Genomic DNA, 18386 nt, shown 5'->3' on the forward strand with positions numbered 1-18386 from the left:
TCAGTTGCCGCTGCCCGATACCAGCCGGCGCTGGCGCACCGACTCGGCCAGGCCCTCGAGCACCTTGACCGACTCGTCCCAGCCGATGCAGGCATCGGTGACGGACTGGCCGTAGGTCAGCTCCTCGACCGGCTGGCCCTGGACGTGGTCCTGGCGACCGGCCACCAGGTGCGATTCGACCATTACGCCGATGATGCGCTGGTCGCCGGCGGCAATCTGGCGGCCGATCTCGGCGCACACCGGGATCTGGTTCTCATGCTTCTTGCTGCTGTTGGCATGCGAGGCGTCGATCATCAGGCGCGAGGCCAGCCCGGCCTTGGCGATGGCGTCGCACGCTTCCTGCACGCTGGCGGCGTCGTAGTTGGCGCGCCTTGCCGCCGCGCAGGATCACGTGGCAGTCCTCGTTGCCCGAGGTCGACACGATCGCCGAGTGTCCGCCCTTGGTCACCGACAGGAAGTGGTGCGGCTGCGACGCGGCCTTGATCGCGTCGACCGCGATCTTGACGTTGCCGTCGGTGCCGTTCTTGAAGCCGACCGGGCACGACAGTCCCGACGCCAGCTCGCGGTGCACCTGCGACTCGGTGGTGCGCGCGCCGATCGCGCCCCAGCTGACCAGGTCGGCGATGTACTGCGGGCTGATCATGTCGAGGTATTCGGTGCCGGTCGGCACGCCCATTTCGCTGATGGTCAGCAGCAGCTCGCGCGCGGTGCGCAGGCCGTCGTTGATCTTGAAGCTGCCGTCCATGTGCGGGTCGTTGATCAGGCCCTTCCAGCCCACCGTGGTGCGCGGCTTTTCGAAATACACCCGCATTACCACCTCGAGCTCGCCGGCGAAGCGCTCGCGCTGCACCTTGAGCAGCTTGGCGTATTCCAGCGCGGCACGGGTATCGTGGATCGAGCACGGGCCGATGATGACGATCAGCCGGTCATCCATGCCGTGCAGGATGCGGTGCATGGCCTGGCGCGCGCCATAGATCACGTCCGAAGCCTGTTCGGAGCAGCCGAACTCGCGGATCAGGTGCGCGGGCGGCAGCAGCTCCTTGAGTTCGCGGATGCGCAGGTCGTCGGTGTTCTTCAGCATGATGGCTCCAGGATTCTTGTGAGGTCGTGAGTGTGTGGGAAAACAAAGGGGTATAAAAAAACCGCCAGGGTCGCTGGCGGTTTTTTTTTTTTGTATTCGGGGCGCTGCTTACAGCCATCCCTCCCTATCCGCCAGCGGTGTGAGATCGCCAAAAAAGTAAAAGTAAAACTTAGCGGACATGGCGGGAAAAGGCGTTGGCTTGGGTCAGCTTGAAACGATTTTCTTCGCGGGCGCTGGATTTATGCTGCACTGCGTGGCAGAAAGGCAGGAAATTGCGCGCCGCTTCGGTAATTTTCGTTGCACATTGGCTGCTGGCCGCGCGACGAAGCATCTTTATAGCGCCTTTTGCCGGGGTTGGCAAGTGTCGCCGCAGCCATGCCGTGCGCTGGCGCACCAATCCGTCTTGCCTTTCGCCAAGGCCTTGCGAGGCTGCTGCCGCCGCCGCTTTTCGGCTTTTCCGGGGATGGCCGATGGCTATATTGGAAGCGGGGAGCAGTCGCACGGGGAGGTGCATCATGAGCGTCGATGAAGCGAGGCTGAATGCCTTCATGGAAAAATTCATCGGCGATATCGGCGCGGTGATGCATGCCGCGACCGTGGTCGTCGGCGATGAACTCGGGCTGTACAAGGCGCTGGCGGAAAAGCCGATGACCGTCGCCGTGCTCGCGGCCAAGACCCATACCGACGAGCGCTACCTGCGCGAATGGCTGTCGGCGCAGGCGGCCAGCGGCTATGTCGACTATGACGCGGGTTCGGGGCAGTTCAGCCTGAACGAGGAGCAGGCCTATGCGCTGGCGCAGGAAGGCAGCCCGGCCTTTATCCCGGGCGCGTTCCAGATTGCCGTGGCGCAGTTCCGCGCGATTCCGAAGATGATCGACATCTTCCGCAATGGCCGCGGGCTGGGCTGGCACGAGCATGACCCCGCGCTGTTCCACGGCACCGAACGCTTTTTCCGGCCCGGCTATGCGGCGCACCTGGTGTCGGAATGGATCCCGGCGCTCGACGGCATGGCGGCGCGGCTCAAGGCCGGGGCCATGGTGGCGGACGTGGGCTGCGGCCATGGCGCGTCGACCATCATCATGGCGCAGGCGTTTCCGTCGTCGCGCTTCGTCGGCTTCGACTACCACGAGCCCTCGGTGCGCCATGCGGCCGAGGCCGCGCGCCGTGCCGGCGTGGCCGAGCGCGTGCGCTTCGAGGTGGCCAGTGCCAAGGACTATGGCGGCAAGGACTATGACCTGGTGGCGGTGTTCGACTGCCTGCACGACATGGGCGACCCGGTCGGCGCGGCGCGCCACGTGCGCGAGACCCTGCGCGCCGATGGCGCGTGGATGATCGTCGAGCCCTTTGCCAACGATGCACTGGAGCAGAACCTGAACCCGGTGGGCCGGGTGTTCTATTCCGCGTCGACCTTTATCTGCACGCCGGCATCGCGGTCGCAGGAAATCGGCCTGTGCCTGGGCGCGCAGGCGGGCGAGGCGCGCATGCGCGCGGTCGCGGAGCAGGCGGGCTTCCGCAGCTTCCGGCGGGCGGCGCAGACGCCGTTCAATCTGGTGTATGAAGTGCGGCCGTGAGGGGTGTGGCCGTCTTGCTAACGGACTGGGTACTCCCTCTCCCGCAAGCGGGAGAGGGAGCAGACCAGCGGTCTTACGCAGTCCCGCCCACCGTCATATTCTCGATGCGCAGCGTCGGCTGGCCCACGCCCACCGGCACGCTCTGGCCTTCCTTGCCGCACACGCCCACGCCCGAATCCAGCCGCATGTCGTTGCCGATCATGGTCACGTCCTTGAGCGATTCCGGGCCGTTGCCGACCAGGGTCGCGCCCTTGACCGGGTAGGTGATCTTGCCGTCCTCGATCATGTAGGCCTCGCTGGCCGAGAACACGAACTTGCCGTTGGTGATGTCGACCTGGCCGCCGCCGAAATTGACCGCATACAGGCCGCGCTTGACGCTGGCGATGATCTCCTGCGGGTCCTTGTCGCCGTTGAGCATGTAGGTGTTGGTCATGCGCGGCATCGGCAGCGCGGCATAGCTTTCGCGGCGCGCGTTGCCGGTGACCGGCATCTTCATCAGGCGCGCGTTGAGGGTGTCCTGAATGTAGCCGCGCAGGATGCCGTCCTCGATCAGCGTGGTGCACTGGGTCGGATTGCCTTCATCGTCCAGGTTGAGCGAGCCGCGGCGGTTGGCCAGCGTGCCGTCGTCGACCACGGTTACGCCCTTGGCCGCGACGCGTTCGCCCATGCGGCCGGCAAACGCCGACGAGCCCTTGCGGTTGAAGTCGCCTTCGAGCCCGTGGCCGACCGCCTCGTGCAGCAGCACGCCGGGCCAGCCCGGGCCCAGTACCACGGTCATCGCGCCGGCCGGGGCCGGGCGCGCATCCAGGTTGACCAGCGCCGACGACACCGCCTCGTCCACGTACTGCTGCAGCAGGTCGTCGGTGAAATAGCCGTAGGCATAGCGGCCGCCGCCGCCCGACGAGCCGATCTCGCGCCGCCCGCCCTGTTCAGCGATCACCGTGACCGAGACCCGCACCAGCGGGCGCACGTCGGCGGCGATCACGCCGTCGCTGCGCGCCACCAGCACCACGTCGTACTCGCCGGCCAGGCCAGCCATCACCTGCACCACGCGCGGATCCTTGGCGCGTGCCATGCGCTCGATGCGCTCCAGCAGCGCCACCTTTTCCGCCGCGCTCATCGAGTCGAGCGGGTCGTTGGGCGTGTACAGGCTGCGTCCCGCGTGCGTGGCCAGCTCGCCGGCGACCTTGACGCGGCCGCTGCCGGCCTTGCCGATGGTGCGCGTGGCGGCTGCCGCCTGCGACAGCGCGGGCAGGCTGATTTCATCCGAATACGCGAACGCGGTGCGGTCGCCCGAGACCGCGCGCACGCCCACGCCCTGGTCGATACTGAAGCTGCCCGACTTGACGATGCCTTCCTCCAGGCTCCAGGCCTCGTTGCGGGTGTACTGGAAGTACAGGTCGGCGTAGTCGACCTTGTGCGTGAAGATATCGGCCAGCACGCGCTGGAGCCTGGCTTCGTCCAGGCCGTACGGTGCCAGCAGCAGTTGCTGCGCGGTGGCCAGGTTGCGGATTCCGAGATCGCCGGCGTTCATGAGAGGTCCTTTTTTTCCTTGGGCCGCGCGGGCGGGCCGGCGCGGCAAACAATCCTGTGGGCGAGGGCGCCGTCGGCCCCCGCGCTTGCGTACATGCTACAGCACCCGGTGCCGCAATGCCGGCAGGTTCTGCCGGACTTCCTCCAGCCGCGCCGGGTCGATCACGCCGCCGACCACGCCTTCGCCTTCGGGCAGCATCGCCAGCACTTCGCCCCACGGGTCGACCAGCATCGAATGGCCCCAGGTACGCCGGCCGTTCTCGTGCTTGCCGCCCTGCGCCGCCGCCAGCACATAGCACTGGTTCTCGATGGCGCGGGCGCGCAGCAGGATTTCCCAGTGGGCCTGCCCGGTGGTGTAGGTGAAGGCGGCCGGCATCAGGATCAGGCTGGTGCCGCCGTCGGCGGCCAGGCCGCGGTACAGCTCCGGAAAGCGCAGGTCATAGCACACCGACATCGCCACCCGGCCGCAGGGCGCATCGAAGCTGACCGGCGTGCGCCCGGCCAGGATGGTGCGCGATTCGTCATAGCTTTCGGTGCCGCGGGTGAAGCCGAACAGGTGGATCTTGTCGTAGCGCGCGATGCGCTCGCCGCGCGGGTTGAAGGCGAGCGAGGTGTTGTACACGCGCTGCGGGTCGTCGCACCACATCGGCAGCGTGCCGCCGACCAGCCAGATGCCATGGCGGCGCGCCGCGTCGGCCAGGAACTGCTGTACCGGGCCGTCGCCGTCGTGCTCGCGCACCGCGACCTTGTCGGTTTCGGCGCGGCCCATGATGCAGAAGTACTCGGGCAGCAGCACCAGCTCGGCACCGCCGGCGGCGGCCTCGGCGATGCGCGCCTCGGCGCGCGCCAGGTTGGCGTCAAGCGAAGTGCCGGTCACGGTCTGGACGGCGGCAACGCGGAACGGGGCGGGGCTGGCTGGTGTCATTGGGGGCGGCATCTTCTTCTAGCGCGGGAAGGCCGGGTCCGCGCGGTTCTGGAAGGTCGGGCCTTGCGCCGTATTGTCCTCCACTTTGCCGACCTGTGGGTTGGCCCAGCTGCCCGAGATCCGGTAGTGCTGGGTGAACATCTTGGAGAACTCGTCGGCGAACAGCAGCTGCGCGGCAAGCGTGCCGATGCCCAGCGCCGGGTTGATAAAGGCGGCCGCGATCGACGTGGTGGTGGCGTTGATGCGCGGCACCACCTCGACGCGCAGGTCCTGGGTCTCGCGCAGCAGGTTGGCGGTGCCGCTCATGCTGGCGATGATCTGCGGGCTGCGTAGCCGGAAGTCCTCGATGGTGCCGACGCCGTTTTCGATGGTGCCGCTGCCGGTGATGCGGTCGAACAGCAGCCCGCGCCCCGAGAGCGTGCGGAAGTCCAGCGTGGCAAAGCGCAGCAGGCCCTGCAGGCTGAGCACGCCCAGCAGGCGCGCCGCGCCCGGCTCGACACTGAGGATCTGGCCGTTCTCCAGGTCCAGCGACAGCTTGCCGGTCAGCGTCGGGTAGTCGATCGACAGCGGCGAGCCGCGCCACGCCACGCGGCCCTCGAGCTTGCCCTTGCCGTCGCTGAGCGTATGCGGCAGCCCCAGCCGGTCCAGCGTCGCGCCGGCATCGCGCACGTCGATGGCGAACGACAGCAGCGTGCGGCGCTCGGCGCTGGCGTCGGCGCGCAGGCGGCGCGGCACGCGCCAGCTGCCGTTGCCGGTCAGGGTGGCGCCGGGCTGTTCGATCTGCAGCTTGTCCAGGGTCCAGACCGGATCGGTGCCGCCGGTACTGGTCTCGGTATGCGCCTTGACCTCGAGCTTGCCGAAGTCGTGGCCGCGCAGCATGAACTGGTCGGCGACCAGGTCGATCGCGGGCAAGGTGTCGATGCTGCTCGCCAGCGCGTCGACCACGTTGTGCTCGTCGTTGGCATCGGGCACGTTCAGGCGCGACAGGCGCAAGCGCAGCGAACCGGCGGCGGCCGTCGCGCCCGGGCGCCATTGCACCGCACCGGCCACCTGGCGCGAGTCGACCCTGGCGTTCCAGCCGTCGGCCTCGCGGCTGGCGTCGAGCGCGACCTCGTCCAGCGTGCGGCCCATGCCGTGCAGCGTGCGCGCGCGCAGCGCGATGCGGCTGGGCAGGAACGGCGAGGGCGGCTCCTCGGCCCCCGCGCCGCCAGCCCCCCCGGCGAAGGCCGCGCGCCAGGCATCGAGATCGAGCTGGTCGAAGGTGGCCGCGGCGCTGACGCCGGTGGCCGGCAGCGGCGCCGCCTGCTGCACGCCGATGCCACCCGCCAGCACTTCGAAGCCGTTGCTGCCGCCGCTGCCGCTGCCACTACCACTGCCATCGCGGCGCAGCAGGTAGCGGGCGTTGAGCACATTGCCCAGCTGCAGCGCCAGCTCGTCGGTGCCGGCGCGCGCGGTGCCGGCGGTATTCGCCCCATGCGCGGCCGGGCGCAGCTCCACGCGCAGCGGCAATGACGGCGCGGCGGCCTTGGCCAGCGGCGCCGGCAGCTGCAGCGCCATGCCGTTGAGCTCGGAGTTCAGCTGGACCTGCAGCTGCCGTTCGCGCACGCCGATCACGGCGCTGTAGCCGGTGGCGCCTTCCAGCCGTGCCGCCAGCGGCGCCAGCGCCGTGCCTGCGGCGGCCTCGCGCAGTCCGGCGGCCGAGGCCTGGCCGTTCGCGCTCACGCGTGTGGCGCCGTCCGGCTGGGTGCCGCCGGCCAGGCGCAGCTCGCCGCCAAGAAAGCGCGCGCGGAGGTTCTCCAGCCCGAAGCCACGCTCGTTGAAGGTGATGACGCCGCTGGCATTGCCCAGCGGCGGCAGCTGCGGGCTGAGCACGACATCGTTGCCGGGAAAGCGGAAGCGGCCGTCGACCCTGGCGGCGTCGGCGTGCTCGAGCGGCATCTCGAGCTTGAGCTTGAGCTCGCCGTGGCCGCCGGCCCGGGCCGCATCGGCCACGTGCCCGGTCCATTCGCGCACCGGCGAGGCGTTGATGTAGCGCACGAAGCCCTGCACCGGCCCGGTGGCGCTGCCGTCGATGGCGAGCTTGCCGCGCGGGCTCAGGTCGTCGATGCGGCCGCTGACATCCTGCAGCGTGACGCCGGCAATGTCCTGCACCGTGGCGCGGCGTGCCAGGAAGGTCATGCCGCCGCGGTCGAACACCACGCGCCCCGCGATGTCGGTGAACACCGGCCACGACGATGCGCCGGCGGCGCCATGGGCCGGCTCGTGGGCCCCGTCATGCGGCGCGATCTGGTAGCTGACGTGTTCGATCGGTACTTCGACGCGGAACTCGCCCGCCTTCTCGTGCGGTGCGTGGAACGGGAAGTGCGCCAGGTCGCCGCGCAGTACGAAGCTGACCCCGGCAGCCTCGCCGCCGGTGAGCGCGCCGGACAGGTAGTGGCGGGTCGCGGCGGGGATGCTCAGCGGCAGGTAGCGCGGCACGCGCGCGACTCTGGCGCGGGTCATCTCGCCGGCCAGGTCGGCGATGCCCGAGACGCCATCGCCGCCTTCGCGCCAGGTGCCGCGCACCGAGCCGGCGGCGTCGGCATTGGCAAAGCGCACGCCGTCCAGCGTCACCGCGAGCTTGCCGTCGCGGTGCTGCCAGCGCACGTCGCCGCCGATCTGGTCGAACGGCAGGCGCGGGTCTTCGAACAGCCCTGGCAGCACCAGCGCCGCGTCGTTGCCCTCGAAGCGCGCGCTGCCCTGCTGGTCGTCGAGGGTGAAGGTGCCGGACAGGCGCGAGAAGCCCGGCGTGCCCAGGCGCGGATGCCCGGCGGCGTCGAGCGCCGGCACCGCGGGCTGCCCGTTGATCGAGACCTCACGCAGCGTGCCCTGGATGCTGTAGTGCGGCTTGCCGCCGCCGCGCTCGAGCATGCCGGTGCGCGCGCGGGTCCAGCTGACGTTGAGGTTGTCGATGTGGCCGGCCGGCTGCAGCGCGCGCAGCTGGCGCAGCACCGCGGTATCGATCGGCATCGAGGTGGCCAGCGCGCGCACCGTGTTCAGGTCCAGCGAGGGTGCCTTCAGCGAGAACTTGTTCAGGGTGCCATCCCTGGCCCGGGCCCAGCCGATGGCGACCTTGCGCATGCCTTCGCGCCAGGTGCCGTCGGCCACCGCGGGCGCGTTGCTGGCATCGGGCACCGCCGGCTGCTGGGCCTGCAGCGGCTGCCATAGCAGCGTATCGACGGTCAGCAGGTTGCTGCCGTCGCGCTCGGTCCGGTGCAGCAGCAGGGCCTGCGCATTGGCCAGCCGCAGCGGCGCGGCGGCGCCGGCCAGTTGCAGGTCGACCCCGCTGGCGCGCAGCCGGGTCTGGCTGCGCACGATGCGCCCCTGGCGGAATTCGATGCTGCCGTCGGTGCTGAAGGTGCCGCTGGCGACGCGCTCGAACATCGCCAGGTAGCGCTGCAGTACCGGCAGCTGCAGCTGGCCGAGGTCCCAGGTGGCCTGGCCGGTCCAGTGGCGCCAGTTGCCGGCGCTGTGCAGGTAGTCGTCGCGGAAGGTCGAGCGCACCTCCAGCGGGCGCGGGCCCAGTGCCGGCGAGCGTGCTTCCAGGTGGAAGGTGTGGCGCGCGCCGTCGCGGCGCGTGTCGAGGCGGATCTCGCCGATGTCGAGTTGCGGCAGGCGCGCCTTTTCGTCGAGCCAGCGCAGCTTGCCGTCGGACAGCGCCACGCGCCCCTGCGACATCAGCCAGCCCAGGAAGCGGTCGTCGTCCTGCTGGCCGCCGGTGGCATCGACCACCATGCCGGCGACCAGCAGCCGGCCCTCGGCGGTGCGGCGCACCAGGATGTCGGTGCCGCTGGCGCTCAGGCTGACGAACTGCAGGTTCATGCTGACCAGCGAACGCCACGCCAGCTTGCCGTCGAGCGTGGCGGCCGACAGCAGCGCGCGCTGCTGGCCGTCCACCGCGCTCAGGCCGCGCGCGCGGAAGGCGGGGTGCCAGCCGTCCCAATAGGTATCGAGCGAGCCGATCCTGACCTGCGCCGACAGCGCCTGCGAGCCGCGCTGTTCCAGCCACTCGCGCGCGGCCGACGCCTGCGGCCACAGCACGAAGCGGATCAGCAGCCCGGCCGCCAGCGCCAGCACGGCCAGCACCAGCGCCAGGCGCACCAGCGCGCGCCCGAGGCCGCGCCAGAACGGATGGCGCACGGCCGCCGCGGCGGCGCGGGCAGTGGCGCGGCCCAGCGCCGCGGTGCGCGCCCACGCGAGACTCCGCCGGGGGGCGCCAGGGGTGTCAATGCCAAGAGAACCGGTGGGCGATGCGGGCAGCGTGGTGGCGGCCTCGTGCCCGCCCGCGCCGCCATTGGGGGGAGAACCGTCAGCGGGTTGTGGGGCGCGGCTGGACATGCGCAGATTATCCGACAATACTAGCCGCTCTCCAATCTGGTGCCCGGCCGGCTAAAACAAGAAATGCGCAAGCTGCGCGCACCGCGGCGGGGTAACCCTCTGGCCGCACCTTTCGCAACTTTGCTTGCATTTCAAATACTGGAATGACTGCCTCTGATCCGACGAGTTCCGCCGCTGGCGCCGCTGTTGACCAACATGGCGCGCGCGCCACACCGGAACCCGCCCAGGCGGCGTATGTCGCACCGGGGCAGGGCGCCGGCACCATGGCTGCCGGCGCCTTTGCCGTCACCGCGGCGCAGGCGCCGCAGCCGGACGGCGAAGGCGCCCGGGCGGGCGGCGACGTATTGTACTCGGCCGCGTACTCGCACTACGCGCGGCGCGTGCTGCAGGCCCGCCCGGACCTGCCGGAAATCCTCGCTGCCGCGGTGGCGCAGCCGCTCACGCGCGCGTGGATGGCAGCACGGCTGCAGGCGCTGCATGCGCCCTCGGCCGACACCGAAGAGGCCGCCAAGCGCGCGCTGCGCCGGCTGCGTGCCGAGGTCATGTGCGCGGTGATCGAGCGCGACCTGCGCGGCCTGGCGACACTGGGCGAGGTCACCGGCGCCATGACCGACCTGGCCGAACTGGCGATCCAGCACGGCCTGGCAGTGCTGGGCGACGATCTTGCCGCCACCTTCGGCCGCCCGGCCGGCGCCCACAGCGGCGAGGTGCAGGAGCTGGTGGTGGTGGGCATGGGCAAGCTGGGCGGGCGCGAGCTCAATGTCTCGTCCGATATCGACCTGATCTTCCTTTACGACGAGGACGGCGAAACCCAGGGCGGCCCGCGCACCCTGTCCAACCACGAGTACTTCATCCGCCTGGGCCGCCGGCTGATCAACCTGCTCGCCGACGTGACCGCCGACGGCTACGTGTTCCGCGTCGACATGCGGCTGCGTCCCAACGGCGATGCCGGGCCACTGGCCTGCAGCCTGGGCATGCTGGAAGAATACCTGGTGGTGCAGGGCCGCGAGTGGGAGCGCTACGCCTGGATCAAGGGCCGCGTGGTGTCGGCGCTGGACTCGCCCCATGCGCAGCGCACCGCTGCCCTGCTGGCGCGGCTGACCTCGCCGTTCGTGTTCCGGCGCTACCTGGACTACGGCGTGATCGCGGCGATCCGCTCGCTGCATGCGCAAATCCGCAGCGAGGCCGCCAAGCGCAGCGGCGGCCTGCCCGGGCATGGTGTCAACCAGCGCTCGTTCAATATCAAGCTGGGCCGTGGCGGCATTCGCGAGATCGAGTTCATGGCACAGGTGTTCCAGCTGATCCGCGGCGGCCAGGACCCCGCGCTGCGGATCCGGCCGACGCTGGAGGTGCTGGCGGTGGCGGTCGAGCGCGGCCTGCTGCCTGCCGGGCAGGCCGAACAACTGGGCGATGCCTACCGCTTCCTGCGCCAGCTCGAACACCGGCTGCAATACCGCGACGACGCCCAGACCCATCACCTGCCGACGTCACCGGACGAGCAGCACGCGGTGGCGCAGATGATGGGCTGCGCCGACTGGCCCGCCTTGCTGGCCCGGCTCGCCGAGCTGCAGGAGCCGGTCGCGCAGCAGTTCGAAGCCACCTTCTCCGATCCCGACGCCGGCCCGTGCGAGGCGCTGTGGCCGGACATCGTCATAGAAGACAGCGCCGCGCGCGCGCAGGACAACCCGCGCCAGGACCCGTCGCAGGGCGCGGGCGACAGCGCGGTGCCGTGCCAGCGGCTGCAGGCCGCCGGCTTTACCAACTGCAATGCGCTGCTGGACCGGCTGCGCGCGATCGCCGCGTCGCTGCGCTATCGCGCGCTGTCCGAAGCCAGCCGCGCGCGCTTCGACCAGCTGGTCAACCGCGCGCTCGACCTGGCCGCACGCCAGGACGATCCCGACAGCACCATCGGGCGCTTTATCGACTTCCTCGAGGCCATCAGCCGGCGCGCCTCCTACCTGTCGCTGCTGTCCGAATACCCGCAGGCGATGGACCGCGTCGCGCAGACGCTCCATGCCTCGCGCTGGGCCGCCGCCTACCTGACGCGCCATCCGCAACTGCTCGACGAGCTGCTCGACAGCGACGCGCTGGCTGGCGCGCCCGACTGGGCCGCGTTCCGCAAGCGCCTGCATGAACGGCTGCTGGCCGCGGAGGGGCAGGTCGAGCAGCAGATGGACATCCTGCGCCGCGAGCACCATGCCGAGACCTTCCGCGTGCTGCTGCAGGACCTGCAGGGCATGCTGACGGTGGAGCAGGTGGCTGACCGACTGTCGGACCTGGCCGATGCCATGCTCGACGCGACCCTGGAAACGGTGTGGCGCCAGCTCGCCACGCGCCACCGCGAGGTGCCGCGCTTCGCCGTGATCGCCTATGGCCGGCTGGGCGGCAAGGAGCTGGGCTATGCCTCGGACCTGGACATCATCTTCCTGTACGACGACGAGCACGAGCGCGCGCCCGAGGTCTATGCTGCCTATGCGCGCCGCCTGATCACCTGGCTCACCAGCCATACCGCGGCCGGCGCGCTGTTCGACGTCGACACGCGGCTGCGCCCCAATGGCGCGGCCGGCCTGCTGGTGACCAGCTTCGACGCGTTCCGCCGCTACCAGTTGCGCGAGGGCGACAACACCGCCTGGGTCTGGGAGCACCAGGCGCTGACGCGGGCGCGCTTCTGCGCCGGCGACGCCGCCATCGGCGCGCGCTTCGAGGCGCTTCGTGACGAGGTGCTGTGCCAGCAGCGCGACGCCGCGGCGCTGCGCGGCGAGATCGCACAGATGCGCCGCAAGGTCGCCGAAGGCCATCCCAACCCCACCGACCTGTTCGACCTGAAGCACGATCGCGGCGGCATGGTCGACATCGAGTTCACGGTGCAGTACCTGGTGCTGCTGCACAGCCGCGCCCATCCGCAGCTGACGCGCAATGCCGGCAATATCGCGCTGCTGCGCGAGGCCGGCGAGCTGGGCCTGATCGATGCCACGCTGGCGCTGGCGGTGGGCGACGCCTACCGGCTGTTCCGCGCGCGCCAGCACCAGATGCGTCTCGACGGCCAGGTCCATGCGCGCGTGGCGCCGGCGTCGATGGCCACGCAGACCGCGGCGGTGGGCACGCTGTGGCGGGCTGTGTTCGGTGAGGACTGAGGCCGCGAGGCCGTCGGCACCGGCCGGCGCATCGTGGCCGGGCCTGCTGGCGGCGGTGGCGCTGGTATGGGCGCTGTCGGCGGCGTTCACCTTCCTGCCGTGGTGGCACGCGCATGGCCTGTACCTGCGCGATGCGGTGCGGGTGGACGGACAGTGGTGGCGCCTGGCCACGGCGATGTGGGTGCACCTGGACGGCCATCACTGGCTTGCCGACATGCTTGCCGCCACCGGCGTGCTGGCGATCTGCGCGCGCGTGGCGCGGGTGCGCAGCCTGTTGCTGGTGCTGGTGGCGTGCGGCATCGCGGTGCAGCTGGTGTTGCTGCGCGTGCCGGCGATTGCCTGGTACGGCGGGCTTTCGGGCGCGCTGCACGGGCTGGCGCTGTGGGGCGCGCTGGGCCTGCTGCGCGCGCCGGGACTGGCGCGCATCACCGGCGTGCTCCTGTGCCTGGGCGTGCTGGCCAAGGTCTGGGTGGAACAGTCGTGGCTGGCGCCGGTGGTGTTCGATCCGGCGTGGGGCTTCGGCGTGGTGCGCGTGGCGCATGCGGCCGGCGCGGTGGCCGGCCTGATGTGCTGGGTGGTGCAGGAATGGTGGCTGGCGCGGCGGCCGGCGCGCGATAGCGGCGGACGATAGCGGCGCCGCCGCCTGAGCGCCACCGCTGCCGCTAGCCGCGGCGGCGCAGCGCGAAGCCGGTCAATCCCGCGAGCGCCAGCAGCAGGGCGCTCCACAACGGCACCGCGCCGCCGCCACCGCCGCCATCCGCGGCCGGTGCCGGCGCGGCCGGTGGCGGTGGCATGCCCAGCGCGGCCAGCAGCGCGCCGTCGGCATCGAGCAGCCCCGCGCCGCATACGCCCTGATTAGTGGTGCAGAACGTGCCGGAGGGATGCGGGCGCGCCGAGCTCTTCAGCGCCGCGGTAACCTGCGCCGGCGTCAGCGAGCCGTTGAGCGTGAACATCATCGATACCACGCCCGAGACCATCGGCGCGGCGAAACTGGTGCCCGCCGACGACGCCACGACGTAGTTGCCGAGCGCCGTCTTGCCGTCGTTGCTGAGCGTGCGGATCACCGAAGGCGTGACCGTGCAGCGGCCGTCGACCACCTGCGAGTTGCCGCAGCCGCCGCCCGGCGCGCTGATCGCCACCTGCGGGCCGACGTTGGCATAGCTGGCGTTCTCGCCGCCGTTGGCATGCGCGGTGACCGCGATCACGCCGCTGCAGTCGGCCGGCGCCTCGACCGCGCCGCGGTTGTTGCCGGCCGCGGCCACCACCACCACGCCGCGCGCATTCAGGTCGTTGACGGCCTGCTGTTCGATGCCGCTGCAGGTGCCGCCGCCCAGGCTGATATTGACCACGCGCGCCGGGTTAGGGTTGTCAGGCACGTTGGGCACCGGCAGGCCGCCGGCCCAGCGCATGCCGTCGACGGTGTCGGACAGCAGCGCGCCGCAGCGTCCCGACACTCGCACCGGCAGGATGCGCGCATTCCAGTCGACGCCCGCGATATCGCGCGAGTTATTGGTCAGCGCCCCCAGCACGCCGGCCACGCGCGTGCCATGCCAGCTGTTGTTGGTTTGCTCCGGCGTGGGCGTGCTGCTGCCCGGGCAGGTGAAGCCGGCCGGCAAGCCGTCGCCGGCATCGGTCGGATCGCCGTCGCGGCCGTCGCCGTCATTGGAGACCGTGGTGGTGCTGATGAAATCGAAGCCGGACAGCAGCCGACCCTGCAGATCGGGATGGGGCAGGATGCCGGTGTCCACCACCGCGACCACCATGCCGCTGCTGCCGCCGGTGCGGTCCCACGCGCGCGGCAGGTTGACGCCGCCGACGGCGGTGCCGGTGCCCTTCAGGTACGGCTGGTTGACCTGGAACTCGGGATCGTCGGGCAGGGTGTCGTGCAGGCGCAGCCAGCGGTCGGGCACGGCGTCGGCCACGCGCGGATCCTGGCGCAGCCGTGCGGCCGCCGCTTCGGGGTCGGCGGCAAAGGCGTCGGGCACCTGCAGCAACTGCAGGTTGCCGCCCATGGCGCGGCGCGCCGTGACGGCGATGCCGGTGCGTTCGCTCAGCTGCTTGAGGGCTTCGGCGGCAGCCGGCGACTTGCCGGCGCCGTTGCCGTCGACCGCGGTGGTGCCGTCGCGCCAGCGCACGATGATATGGCCGGTATAGGCCGGTGCGGACTGCGCGCCGGCTGCGAGGGCCGTGCCGGTCGGGACCGCGCCGCTTGCCGCGGCGGCGGCCAGGGCGAGGGCCCGCCAGCGGCGGGCCGCGAAGCTGCGGCAAGGAACGGACAACGCGGACAGCGCGGATTGCGGCATGGATTTCTCCTCCCTGGGGCGTAGCGCGCTCGGGCCGGGCCGGCGCGTGGGCATGTTATGTAGCGAATACGATGCCGCCGGGTTGTGCAAGGCCGGCTTTAGCATCGTTCGCGTTCGTTAATGCGGCATTCCGTACAGATTCGGTCCCGTGCTAGCGCGCCGGCATGTCGCGGCTGGTGGGGATATTGCGGCTGGGCTTGAGCAGGCGGTCGGGTTCGGCGGTCTCGATGCGCGGCGTGGCGCGCAGCGTGTCGACGGCCTGGTCGAGGGTGGCGTCGGCCGACGGCGAAATCGCCGTGACCAGCCAGATCCCGCCCGACATCGGCCGCTTGACCACGTAGCGGATCGGGCCCTTGATCTCGGCCAGCAGCTTGCCGGCGTCTTCGGACAGGTCCACCGCGGGCGGCTTGAAGCGGACCATGATGTCGCCAAGCGCGCGGTCATCGCTGATGCTGCCCGGCGGCGGCGCCGAGGCCTTGGGCTGGGCCTGGCAGGCGGACAGCGCCAGCAGTGCGGCCGAGGCGGCGGTGGCAATGGCCAGCACCGCGCGCAGCGAGGCGCGCGGGCGGTGGCCGGTGGGCGGCGCTGGGCGGGTCATGGGGAAGCTCCTGTCGATAAATAAATTGGCGCGCTGCCACGCAGGGCTGCGCAAGGTGGCGCGAGCCTTAGCCGGCGGCGGCGCGGCGGCCGCGCTTGCCGTCCTTGGCCGCGCGCGCGGGCTGGCCGGCGCCGCTGTCGGCCATGCCCTGCGCCAGCATCTCTTCGGCATGTTGCAGCGTCGTGGCGGTGACGGTGGCGCCGCCCAGCATGCGCGCGGTCTCGACCACGCGTCCGGCCGGGTCGAGCACGCGGATGCGCGAGCGCGTGACCGAGGCGTCGGCTTCGGCCGTGGTTTCCTTGCTCACCAGCAGGTGCGTGCCGGCCTGTGCCGCCACTTGCGGCAGGTGGGTCACGCACAGCACCTGGCGCGCGCGGCCCAGTTCCTGCAGGCGCCGGCCCACCACCTCGGCGACCGCGCCGCCGATGCCGGTGTCGACCTCGTCGAAGATCAGCGTGGGCGTGGGCGAGGCTTCGCTGGTGATCACCGAGATCGCCAGGCTGATGCGGGCCAGTTCGCCGCCGGAGGCGACCCGTGCGAGCGGCCGCGCGCTGACCCCGGCGTGGCCGGCCACCAGGAACTCGACCTGCTCGAGGCCGTAGCTCTGGCCTTCGTCGAGCGCATTGAGCGCCGCGACAAAGCTGCCGCCGGCCATCGACAGGCCCTGCATGGCGTCGGTGACCGCGCCGGACAGCGCCTGCGCGGCTTGCTTGCGGGCATGGCTGAGGTGCTGCGCCAGCGTCAGGTAGGCGGCCTTGGCCGCGGCCTCGCGCGCCATCACCTTGTTCAGGTCCTGCGCGGCCTGCAGGTCGTCGAGCTGCTGGCGCCGCGCGACCAGCTCATCGGCGAGCTGCTCGGGCGGCAGGCGGTACTTGCGCGCGGTGGCGTGCAGCGCCTGCATGCGCTCTTCCACTACCTGCAGCCGCTCGGGGTCGAGCTCGAGGCGGTCGACATAGCGCGTCAGCGAATGCGCGGCTTCCTCGGCCTGCACCTGCGCCGGCTCCAGCGCGGCCAGCACGTCGCGCAGCGCGGGGTCGACATCGGCCAGCTGCTGCAGCCGGTGGACGATGCCGTTGAGCGCCGACAGCACCGAGCCGTCGGCCTCGGAGAGCGCGTCGAGCGCCGCGCGGCTGCCGTCGATCAGCCCGGCGGCGTGCGAGAGCCGGTTGTACTCCGACTGGATCTCATCCCATTCGCCCGGCTGCGGGTTGAGCTTATCCAGCTCCCCGACCTGCCACTCGAGCCGCTCGCGCTCGAGCTGCATCTCGCGCGACTGGTGCTCGACCGCTTCACGCTGGCGCGCGCAGGCGCGCCAGGCGCGCCAGGCCTCGGCCACCGCGGCGGCCTGCTGGGTCAGGCCGGCGTGGGCGTCGAACAGCAGCCGCTGCGCATCCGGGCGCAGCAGTTGCTGGTGCGCATGCTGGCCATGGATGTCGACCAGCTGGTCGCCGACTTCGCGCAGCTGCGCCAGGGTAGCGGCGGCGCCGTTGATAAAGGCCTTGCTGCGGCCGCCGGCATCGACGGTACGGCGCAGCAGCACGGTCGGCACGCCGCCGTCTTCTTCGCTGTTGAGCTCGCGCTCGGCCAGCCACGCATCGAGCGCGGCATGGGTCGAGAAGGTGGCGCTGACGCTGGCGCGCGGCGCGCCTTCGCGCACCACGCCGGCATCGGCGCGCTCGCCCAGCACCAGCGCCAGGGCATCGATCAGGATCGACTTGCCGGCGCCGGTCTCGCCGGTGAACACGGTAAAGCCGGAGGCGAAGTCCAGGTCGAGGGTGTCGACGATGACGAAATCACGGATGGACAGGCTGCGCAGCATCGTGGCGGAGAAGGTGGTCGGTCCGATGAACGGTCGGGCTCGGGCTGAGGGGCGGCTGGATGGCGCTCAGAGGCGATTGTCTTCGGACGGGTATTCGTGCCAGTGCAGCTTCTTGCGCAGCGTGGCGTAGTAGTTGTAGCCCACCGGGTGCAGCAGGTTGATGGTCTTCTGCGAGCGCCGCACCACGATGCGGTCGCCCGGCAGCAGCGAGGTCAGCGACTGCATGTCGAAGTTGACGCTGGCGTCGCGCGCGCTCGCCACCTCGATCGTGACCTCGGCGTCGTGCGGCAGCACGATCGGCCGGTTCGACAGCGCGTGCGGGGCGATCGGCACCAGCACCACGCCTGACAGCGTGGGATGCAGGATCGGGCCGCCGGCCGACAGCGCGTAGGCGGTCGAGCCGGTCGCGGTCGACACGATCAGGCCGTCGGAACGCTGGTTGTACATGAAGTGGCCGTCGACCGAAACCGCCAGCTCGACCATGCCGGAGATGCCGGAGCGGTTCACCACCACATCGTTCAGCGCCAGCGCGGAAAAGATATCCATGTCGTCGCGCACCACGCGCGAGGCCAGCAGCAGCCGGGTCTCGGACTCGTAGCGGCCGTCGAGCATGTCGGGCAGCACGGTGTGCGCGTCTTCCAGCGCAATATCGGTCATGAAGCCGAGGCGCCCGTGGTTCACGCCGATCAGGGGCACGTCATAGCCGGCGAGCTGGCGCGCGATGCCCAGCAGCGTGCCGTCGCCGCCCAGCACCACGGCGACGTCGGCCTGCGTGCCGATCTCCTCGGCGGACAGGGCGGGGTAGGCGGTCAGCCCGGTGGCCAGCGCGGTCTCGCGCTCGAACACCACATCCTGGCCGTTGCGCAGGATATAGGAGGCGATCTCTTCCAGCGGGCCTTCGATGCCGGCGGTGGAGTACCTGCCCACCAGGGCGACGGTCTTGAATGGAGTGCGCACGGCGCTGGCTTTGGCTGGGGCGGACATGCCGGGATTAGACCATACCGCCGTGACGGTTGTCAGCAGGCGCCGGCGGCCCATCCCGCGG

General features: G+C 70.9%; 11 protein-coding genes and 1 pseudogene. 3 read left to right on the forward strand and 9 right to left on the reverse strand.

Annotation, left to right across the window (positions count from 1 at the left end):
* Both aroG and ACEI37_RS16190 read right to left on the reverse strand, forming a co-directional pair.
* Positions 1-1081: pseudogene (gene aroG, locus ACEI37_RS16185) on the reverse strand (3-deoxy-7-phosphoheptulonate synthase AroG).
* A 169-nt stretch (positions 1082-1250) separates the two neighbouring features.
* On the reverse strand, positions 1251-1631 hold the full coding sequence (locus ACEI37_RS16190; protein WP_373379733.1) for a hypothetical protein: 381 nt from the start codon (positions 1629-1631) through the stop codon (positions 1251-1253).
* On the opposite strand from ACEI37_RS16190, the gene ACEI37_RS16195 reads away from it, so the two are divergent.
* The gene (locus tag ACEI37_RS16195) at positions 1597-2652 is read left to right on the forward strand and encodes a class I SAM-dependent methyltransferase (protein WP_373379734.1); all 1056 of its coding nucleotides are present in this window, start codon (positions 1597-1599) and stop codon (positions 2650-2652) included. The genes ACEI37_RS16190 and ACEI37_RS16195 overlap by 35 nt on opposite strands.
* A 73-nt stretch (positions 2653-2725) precedes the next feature.
* On the opposite strand, the gene tldD is transcribed toward ACEI37_RS16195, so the two are convergent.
* The 3 genes from tldD to ACEI37_RS16210 all read right to left on the reverse strand — a co-directional run bounded on the left by tldD (position 2726) and on the right by ACEI37_RS16210 (position 9487).
* Positions 2726-4186 (reverse strand): metalloprotease TldD, encoded by a 1461-nt coding sequence (gene tldD / locus ACEI37_RS16200; protein ID WP_373379735.1) that lies wholly within the window; start codon positions 4184-4186, stop codon positions 2726-2728.
* 96 nt (positions 4187-4282) lie between these two features.
* Entirely contained in the window at positions 4283-5110 is an 828-nt protein-coding gene (locus tag ACEI37_RS16205) for a carbon-nitrogen hydrolase family protein (protein ID WP_373379736.1), read from the reverse strand.
* A gap of 18 nt (positions 5111-5128) precedes the next feature.
* A complete protein-coding gene (locus ACEI37_RS16210; RefSeq protein WP_373379737.1) occupies positions 5129-9487 on the reverse strand; it encodes a YhdP family protein in 4359 nt (1452 codons plus the stop codon).
* A gap of 263 nt (positions 9488-9750) precedes the next feature.
* Here ACEI37_RS16210 and glnE point away from each other — a divergent pair, with 263 nt between their 5' ends.
* A complete protein-coding gene (gene glnE, locus ACEI37_RS16215) occupies positions 9751-12621 on the forward strand; it encodes a bifunctional [glutamate--ammonia ligase]-adenylyl-L-tyrosine phosphorylase/[glutamate--ammonia-ligase] adenylyltransferase (RefSeq protein WP_373379738.1) in 2871 nt (956 codons plus the stop codon).
* On the forward strand, positions 12611-13252 hold the full coding sequence (rrtA, locus tag ACEI37_RS16220) for a rhombosortase (RefSeq protein ID WP_373379739.1): 642 nt from the start codon (positions 12611-12613) through the stop codon (positions 13250-13252). The genes glnE and rrtA overlap by 11 nt, the downstream gene beginning before the upstream one ends.
* Before the next feature lie 31 nt (positions 13253-13283).
* Here rrtA and mprA read toward each other — a convergent pair whose 3' ends face one another.
* The 4 genes from mprA to ACEI37_RS16240 form a co-directional block, all read right to left on the reverse strand.
* Complete coding sequence (gene mprA / locus ACEI37_RS16225) at positions 13284-14924, reverse strand: MprA protease, GlyGly-CTERM protein-sorting domain-containing form (RefSeq protein ID WP_373379740.1); 1641 nt, start codon at positions 14922-14924, stop codon at positions 13284-13286.
* A gap of 151 nt (positions 14925-15075) precedes the next feature.
* Positions 15076-15522, reverse strand: coding sequence for a hypothetical protein (locus ACEI37_RS16230; RefSeq protein ID WP_373379741.1), 447 nt, complete (start codon positions 15520-15522; stop codon positions 15076-15078).
* A 67-nt stretch (positions 15523-15589) separates the two neighbouring features.
* Positions 15590-17341 (reverse strand): DNA repair protein RecN, encoded by a 1752-nt coding sequence (gene recN / locus ACEI37_RS16235; protein WP_373379742.1) that lies wholly within the window; start codon positions 17339-17341, stop codon positions 15590-15592.
* A gap of 66 nt (positions 17342-17407) precedes the next feature.
* Positions 17408-18325 (reverse strand): NAD kinase, encoded by a 918-nt coding sequence (locus ACEI37_RS16240; RefSeq protein ID WP_018006940.1) that lies wholly within the window; start codon positions 18323-18325, stop codon positions 17408-17410.
* Between the last annotated feature and the right edge of the window lie 61 nt (positions 18326-18386).

The sequence above is a fragment of the Cupriavidus nantongensis genome (assembly GCF_041726985.1).
Taxonomy (GTDB): Bacteria; Pseudomonadota; Gammaproteobacteria; order Burkholderiales; family Burkholderiaceae; genus Cupriavidus; species Cupriavidus nantongensis_A.

What these genes read in the sequence shown, in the direction of transcription:
- ACEI37_RS16190 (WP_373379733.1), bottom strand. Translation starts at nt 1,631, where the DNA reads ATGAAGGCATTCAGCCTCGCTTCATCGACGCTCATGATGCACCTCCCC.
- ACEI37_RS16230 (WP_373379741.1), bottom strand. Translation starts at nt 15,522, where the DNA reads ATGACCCGCCCAGCGCCGCCCACCGGCCACCGCCCGCGCGCCTCGCTG.
- mprA (WP_373379740.1), bottom strand. Translation starts at nt 14,924, where the DNA reads ATGCCGCAATCCGCGCTGTCCGCGTTGTCCGTTCCTTGCCGCAGCTTC.
- ACEI37_RS16195 (WP_373379734.1), top strand. Translation starts at nt 1,597, where the DNA reads ATGAGCGTCGATGAAGCGAGGCTGAATGCCTTCATGGAAAAATTCATC.
- tldD (WP_373379735.1), bottom strand. Translation starts at nt 4,186, where the DNA reads ATGAACGCCGGCGATCTCGGAATCCGCAACCTGGCCACCGCGCAGCAA.
- recN (WP_373379742.1), bottom strand. Translation starts at nt 17,341, where the DNA reads ATGCTGCGCAGCCTGTCCATCCGTGATTTCGTCATCGTCGACACCCTC.
- ACEI37_RS16240 (WP_018006940.1), bottom strand. Translation starts at nt 18,325, where the DNA reads ATGTCCGCCCCAGCCAAAGCCAGCGCCGTGCGCACTCCATTCAAGACC.
- ACEI37_RS16205 (WP_373379736.1), bottom strand. Translation starts at nt 5,110, where the DNA reads ATGACACCAGCCAGCCCCGCCCCGTTCCGCGTTGCCGCCGTCCAGACC.
- glnE (WP_373379738.1), top strand. Translation starts at nt 9,751, where the DNA reads ATGGCTGCCGGCGCCTTTGCCGTCACCGCGGCGCAGGCGCCGCAGCCG.
- ACEI37_RS16210 (WP_373379737.1), bottom strand. Translation starts at nt 9,487, where the DNA reads ATGTCCAGCCGCGCCCCACAACCCGCTGACGGTTCTCCCCCCAATGGC.